Annotated in this window: 7 protein-coding genes and 1 pseudogene; 2 read left to right on the forward strand and 6 right to left on the reverse strand. The window is 43.3% G+C overall.

The features are described from left to right. The coding region (locus tag B9T16_RS25165) for a helix-turn-helix domain-containing protein (RefSeq protein ID WP_410246049.1) at nt 1-170 on the reverse strand (170 nt) is incomplete at its 3' end. Between the two features lie 78 nt (nt 171-248). Further along, nucleotides 249-536 (reverse strand): DUF4870 domain-containing protein, encoded by a 288-nt coding sequence (locus B9T16_RS25170; RefSeq protein ID WP_006615956.1) that lies wholly within the window; start codon nt 534-536, stop codon nt 249-251. Between the two features lie 155 nt (nt 537-691). Here B9T16_RS25170 and map point away from each other — a divergent pair, with 155 nt between their 5' ends. After that, nucleotides 692-1,453 carry a type I methionyl aminopeptidase gene (gene map, locus B9T16_RS25175; RefSeq protein ID WP_006615957.1) on the forward strand — a complete coding sequence of 254 codons (762 nt, stop codon included), beginning with the start codon at nt 692-694 and terminating at the stop codon, nt 1,451-1,453. A 193-nt stretch (nt 1,454-1,646) separates the two neighbouring features. Here the strand turns inward: map and B9T16_RS25180 are convergent, their stop codons facing one another. The 4 genes and pseudogenes from B9T16_RS25180 to B9T16_RS25195 all read right to left on the reverse strand — a co-directional run bounded on the left by B9T16_RS25180 (nt 1,647) and on the right by B9T16_RS25195 (nt 3,461). Next, nucleotides 1,647-2,813: a group II intron reverse transcriptase gene (locus tag B9T16_RS25180; RefSeq protein ID WP_410246047.1), complete on the reverse strand. Its 1,167-nt coding sequence runs from the start codon at nt 2,811-2,813 to the stop codon at nt 1,647-1,649. Further along, nucleotides 2,803-3,033: a reverse transcriptase domain-containing protein gene (locus tag B9T16_RS25185; protein ID WP_014274255.1), complete on the reverse strand. Its 231-nt coding sequence runs from the start codon at nt 3,031-3,033 to the stop codon at nt 2,803-2,805. Before B9T16_RS25185 ends, B9T16_RS25180 begins: the two co-directional genes overlap by 11 nt. Continuing rightward, nucleotides 2,993-3,215, reverse strand: a pseudogene (locus B9T16_RS25190) (HNH endonuclease). Before B9T16_RS25190 ends, B9T16_RS25185 begins: the two are co-directional and overlap by 41 nt. Nucleotides 3,216-3,236: 21 nt before the next feature. Then, on the reverse strand, nt 3,237-3,461 hold the full coding sequence (locus B9T16_RS25195) for a reverse transcriptase N-terminal domain-containing protein (protein WP_014275364.1): 225 nt from the start codon (nt 3,459-3,461) through the stop codon (nt 3,237-3,239). An 838-nt stretch (nt 3,462-4,299) separates the two neighbouring features. On the opposite strand from B9T16_RS25195, the gene B9T16_RS25200 reads away from it, so the two are divergent. Further along, the coding region (locus B9T16_RS25200; RefSeq protein ID WP_410246048.1) for a recombinase at nt 4,300-5,607 on the forward strand (1,308 nt) is incomplete at its 3' end.

Consider the following 5,607-nt stretch of genomic DNA (forward strand, 5'->3'; position numbering starts at 1 on the left):
AACAGACCCTGGATATATCCACGAGATAATCCTTTGCCTGTCTTGAGATATGTTTCTTGGCATAGGTTGAGTGCCAAATTCCCATACCAACGACAGCATCCAAACGCCTTGGCGAGAGACGCTTTTTGGTCGTCGGTTGGGTAGATGCGATACTTGTACGCCTTATACATTATCGTTATTTGCTGTTGCTGATAACATTGTAGTTGATCATCCGAGGATTCGCTATCGCTCAGTTTGTTTATTGGTTGCTATTCATCCCCTCCCTGCAAGCGAGGAAGGGGAATTCCGCCACATTTTGTTAAAAACAAAATCAATACAATCGATACACACAGATATATCAAGATGCTGATTTGAAAATTCAACGCTTCTTTAGCTTGATCTTCAACAAATGGCATCTCATCCTTTTTGAGTAGCCAAATCACCAAAGGTCCAACGATATTAGCAACAGGTATGACATAACCCACAAAAGAGCTGAGGTGTGCGATCATGCCCCAAGTTCTGCTTTCTTGATCTATTTGGTTCCGTCGATTAGTCATGTTGCCTCCATCGCTGAGTATCATGCCACTGTTGATCTATGTTAATATCATTTTCAGCAGATAGCACCTGAGCGCCTCCCCCAGAACCATCAACTATGATAAGTTAAGTACAGAAAAAGCCTACTAATTAGGGTATCAACTAGCTAATTATACAAATGCGAACCGAAACAATCGTACTGCTATCGAGCCGAGAAATTGAAAAGATGCGCCAAGCCGGAAAGTTAGCCGCGCAATTACTGAACTACCTAGAACCCATGGTCAAACCAGGAGTCAGTACCCTAGAACTCAACGATGAAGCCGAACGCTGGACTCAAGCTCATGGTGCCCGTAGCGCTCCCCTAGGTTATAATGGGTTCCCTAAGTCTATTTGTACCAGTGTTAACGAAGTTATCTGTCACGGTATCCCCAGCGCCAAGCAGATTCTTCAAGATGGAGATATCATCAATATTGATGTCACCCCTATAGTTGATGGCTACCACGGCGACACCTCAAAAACCTTTTTTGTCGGTAATCCTTCCCCCACAGCTAAAAAATTGGTTGAAGTCACCGAGGAATGTCTGCGGCGGGCTATTGAGACGGTGAAACCAGGTAGCCGCATAGGGGATATTGGGGCTGCTATTCAAGAATACGCGGAAAGTTATGGGTTTTCTGTAGTGCGGGATTTTGTCGGTCACGGGGTTAATACCGTCTTCCATACAGCACCGCAAATTCCCCATTATGGGACCCGTGGAAAGGGTAAAAAACTGCGCTCAGGAATGGTTTTTACGATTGAACCGATGATTAATGAGGGAACCTGGGAAGCAGAGGTACTCGATGATGGTTGGACAGCGATTACCACAGATGGTAAGCTGTCTGCTCAATTTGAACACACGATCGCTGTAACCGACCAGGGAGTGGATATTTTAACTCTGCCATAGCGCTCTTAGTGAAACCAGCGAGGTAGGGACAATTGATGAATTGCCCCTACTCTCGGAATTGCTAAGATTAATCCCAGGCTAGGATATGGTATTAGGGGTCGAGATAGACCTCACGGTCTACCCCTCCCATTCAGCAGCAGAACCGTACATGAGACTTTCACCTCATACGGCTCCTAGTTTGACCGTCTCCTTGTTAAGAGTACAGCATTATCTCTTCATCAAGAGCTGTTTTATCATCGTGACAATGGCGATGTAATAGTTGAAGATTTTTGTATTCATCCTTTCCGCCATGGCTTCTAGGTACAATGTGGTCTACTTCAATTAAATCTGATGGGGTAAAGAATTGCCCACACCAGGTACATCTACCTTTTGGTTTTTTGAGTAGTTTTGCTACCCTAATTGGCGTGTCGATTGCTTGTCCTTTCCTGGTTGCCCAGTAAGTCCAATTTCCGTCGTATGGTGTTGCGTCGGGGCGTATTAGGGTGTGTCTGACAATTGGAGTCCAGTTGTGTTTGAATAGATGTATCCCATCTTTGGTTTGGAATAGCCAATTTTCGTGTCTTTCTTTCCCATTGCTAAGTTTAATTGTTCCATGTCTGAAATAATTACTTAGCTTTTCGTAACTTGCCTTTCCGCATCTTGATGCTGTCCATGCCCGTAACATTTGCCAGATTATTTTGTCTAGCTTAGTGAAGGTCTCTTTTGAGACTACCGCTGAATAATAGTTTGCCCATCCTCTTATGATTGGGTTTAGTCTACTAATCAGGGTTGATTGGGGTGCTGTCTTATGTTGTTTGATTACACCTTTAATCACTTCTGTATGGGCAACTGCTTTATGGCTGGGTTTTATGTGAGTTTTGTGTCCTAATGGTTTTCCATGTGGAGTTTTCCCAGTTTTATATTTTCCTACAGGATATTGCCTAATATTGAAACCTAAGAAATCAAATCCGGGTTCCTCTGCTTTGCCGTTATACTCAATGTGATTGAGCGTGTGGCAGATTCGAGTTTTTTCAGGTTTAATCTCTAATCCAATAGGCTTTAGCCATTTGGAAATAGCAGTTTGGCACTGTTCAATGATTTCTAAGTCTTTTGAGATGACCACGAAATCATCAGCGTATCTTATGACTCTCGCAAAAGGGCGATTGTCTGATTTCCTAGGATACAGTTTTTCAATTAACCTAATCATACCCAACAGTGCGATGTTGGCGAGTATTGGACTTATTACCCCTCCTTGAGGTGTCCCTGCTTCTGTATTCTCGAATACACCGTTATCTAGCACTCCCGCTTTGAGCCATTGTTTCAGGTCTCTTTTTAGGCGGCTTGGACAATGAATTTTGGACAGTAGGTATTCATGGTTCACGGTAAGAGCATTTTGCTATATCCGCGTCAAGAACATAGTACTGTCCTTGATTTATGGCAGTATAAATTCTGCTAATTGCGTCATGGGCTGACCGTCCTGGACGGAACCCATAGCTTGTGCCTTCAAATCTCGATTCCCATTCAGGTTCGAGAGCCGATTTAACCAAGGCTTGCCTTGCTCTATCTTGGATTGTGGGTATTCCTATTCCAGCTTTTTTCATCCCTACCAGGTTTTGGAATCCAAACCCGTCGCAGTGGTTTTGCTTTGAGGTTTCCCTTAATGTTCTTAACAAGCTCAAACCTTTGTCTTGAAGAGATTGCTCTTACTCCATCAACTCCGGCTGTTTTCTTGCCTTGACCCGCTTGGGGGGGCGGGTTTATTAAGCTGACTGTTGGGAAGCATGGCTGACCGTGGAACCCGCCCCTACAGTCGCACTGCTAAGAGCCGAGCATAGTATGATTTCACCAATAGACGTTGCCACCTTCTGGCTTTTGCATCTTGTCCCGATTTAGCTGCTTGAAATATACTCTTTTGGAGCTTGAAAACTTTCCGTTGAACCTTAGTCCATGGGATTGCCTTCCATGCGTTGTTCGTAGTCTTGATTGGTTTTGATTTCCCAAATCCTTTCTTTAAACTCGCTATCGCCATTTGTACACCTACTTGACTCTATTTCTTTACAATCAAACCGTGACCCGTTAGCATATCCCTACCATTACAGTTGGGCGTTGGCTTCTGGTCACATCTCGCATCCTCAAAGACTTGCGGTTACACTTATCCCTACTGATATCTCGACCAGATAATCAGAGTCTAGGAGGACTTAAAACGTTCCGTTTATATGGGCATTCCATCTTTAGATTTGTCCTATCCACCGGGGTACTTTAAAGGTCTGTGTAGGTAGTGCTAAGATTATCCTACTTTTCCCCTTGCTCTTTTGAGCGCAGCGTGTCAACCTCTTTCGCTACTTAATTCTTACGATGGTTCAAGCCGGACATTCGGTTTCCCTAATCATGGATGGTTGGCAGTGGTCTCGTTTCTGGTGTTGGGTTACACCTCGGAGCCTTCCGTTCCCSGCTTCAGTCCTGGGTTTGTGATTCCCAAAACTGGGGGTGGCTATCGCCGTTACCCTCAACTCTGTTTCGTAATTTCTCGTTATGTTAAGGATGGTTACGAATTGTTACAGAGTATATTGACCTTGGGTTTCCTGCCTTGATTTGGTATCTTATTGATACAAATCGTTGGGACATATAAGCAGTTATGGGGATGGTCAGAGGCGAGCCTCTTGTATTCATTCAAGGGGCTGAAATCGCCATCAGGCAGTTATTTCGGGTATTGCAACCCTATTTCATGCCTGAACGTCTCGCACCTCAGAACTAATTATACTAAACTGGGGCGGAAGGATTCGAATCGCCTATATAGCCTACAACCCCTATTCTACCGTTACTTAGGTGTTACTCAAAGCCATAACAGAGTAACAAGTGAGTAAAAAATGAGTAACGATATCAATACCCCTACTGTAGGGGGAAAGGGTAATTATGACGATGGCTATAGTAGATTCCTGAAAGCCTATCAAGACTTTAAAGGGGAATGTCCCAAAGGAGTGACACTCAAGTTACAAAAGACCGGGACTAGGTACAACCTACTATTGCAGTTTAAACAGCCACCAACCGGAAAACGACTACCCAAAACGGCTAACCTTGAATGTACACCTCAAGGGGTGATAGACGGCGTTAGGAAAGCTAAACTGGTATCAGAAGCCTTGGGAACCATTACTAGCGCTAGTGAATTTTGGAACTGGTACGATGCGACTATCTCAGGAAAGAACCAGATTGAGGATAATCTGATAACCTATCGGGAAATATTCCAACAACTAGAGGATGAGTATTTTGCGGGTTACAACCGCAACACAGGAAGGAAACGTTCTCGCGATATCGTAAGCGACTTAGCGTCTTACCATCAAAGCAAGGGAGTATTTTTTGAGGACTTCCCTAACTGGGATGAATATCCTAGCTGGGAGAGTTTCAAGGCTATGTTATACACTCCCTTGCAGAATGGAGAACAATTAATAGGCTCCCAAACCTTCAGGGAACGTTACTACATCTTAAAAACCATAGCTAAGAAATCACCTAACAAAGAACACTTGCTTAAACAGCTTGAGCCTATTAACGCCAAACAAACGCAATTCAAAAAGAAACAACGGATAGCTGTTGATGTGTTTAAAGATTGGTGGTTTAAAACCAAACAAGAAGCCTATACTATTAAAAATCACCAACATCAATCATCCCGACATAGCTGGTTATGGGTAACGGGTATGACAGTAATGTATGGACTGAGACCAACTGAAATAGCCGCTTCTGTTAATCTAACTAAGCCATTTGTAACTGAAGATGGCGTAATCATCAAAGCACTATCAGACCCTGATAATCAAGACAATTACTTGGTATTAGGAGATTACACTTACTTTACTGACTCAGAAGGTCGGAAAGTGAGTATAAAAACAGGGGGAAGGATTGTAGCTCCAATTCCCAGCCTTGAAATGTTTGAGTTCCTGAAATTGAAACAACCGTTGTTACCAGAATATAGACCTAAAAAAGGCAGTAAACCTAAAACCATAGTTACAGGCTTTGAAGCTGCGTTTAGTAACAGACTTCAATCTATGAAATGCCCGGTAACTCAGAAATATGCTTTTCGTAGGCTGTACAACCTGTTAGGTGAAAAGTATGGACTACCTATCGAGTTACGAGCTAGACTTATGGGTCATAGCACAATCGTTAATGAAGGAAACNACAAGACAGAA

This window comes from Arthrospira sp. PCC 8006, assembly GCF_046480465.1.
Classification (GTDB): Bacteria; Cyanobacteriota; Cyanobacteriia; order Cyanobacteriales; family Microcoleaceae; genus Limnospira; species Limnospira platensis.

Excerpts from the sequence above, each read along its gene's own strand:
- B9T16_RS25170 (WP_006615956.1), bottom strand. The coding sequence starts at position 536 with ATGACTAATCGACGGAACCAAATAGATCAAGAAAGCAGAACTTGGGGC.
- map (WP_006615957.1), top strand. The coding sequence starts at position 692 with ATGCGAACCGAAACAATCGTACTGCTATCGAGCCGAGAAATTGAAAAG.
- B9T16_RS25185 (WP_014274255.1), bottom strand. The coding sequence starts at position 3,033 with ATGAAAAAAGCTGGAATAGGAATACCCACAATCCAAGATAGAGCAAGG.
- B9T16_RS25195 (WP_014275364.1), bottom strand. The coding sequence starts at position 3,461 with ATGGCGATAGCGAGTTTAAAGAAAGGATTTGGGAAATCAAAACCAATC.